This window comes from Micrococcus sp. Mcc28 (assembly GCF_024519775.1).
GTDB lineage: Bacteria > Actinomycetota > Actinomycetes > Actinomycetales > Micrococcaceae > Micrococcus > Micrococcus luteus.
In genome coordinates, this window is sequence record NZ_JALJRH010000045.1 from 1 (window position 1) to 428 (window position 428).

A 428-nucleotide genomic window follows, 5' to 3' on the forward strand; every position below is an offset into this window, starting at 1 on the left:
AAGGGAGGAGGAGGAAGAGAAGAAAGAGGGAGAGGAAAAAAGGGAGAGGAAAGAGGAAGAGAAGGGGAGAGAGAGGGAAAGGAAGAAAAGAGAGAAAAGGGGGGAGAAGGAAGAGGAAAAAGAGGAAAGAGGAAGAAGGGGAGAAGGGGGAGAAAAGGAAAGGAGAAGAAGGGAGAAGGAGGGGAGAGGAGAAAAAAGGGGGGAAGAGAAAGGGAAGGGAAAAGGGAGGAAAAAGGGAGGAAGGGAGGAAGGAGGGGGAAGAGAGGGGAAAAGAGAGGAGGGGGAGAAGAAGGAGAGGAGGGAAGAGGAGGGGGAGGGAGAGGAAAGAGAAAGGAAGGGGGAGGGAGGAGAAAGAAGAAGAAAAGAAGGAGAGTGGGGAAGAGGGAAGGGAGAGAGGGAGGAAATAGAATTAACGGGGCAGACGGCCA

General features: G+C 52.6%; 1 protein-coding gene. It reads left to right on the forward strand.

What is annotated here, in order from left to right; all coding sequences use genetic code 11:
• On the forward strand, positions 1-428 hold a 428-nt coding region (locus NR073_RS11405; protein ID WP_256748840.1), incomplete at both ends, for a hypothetical protein.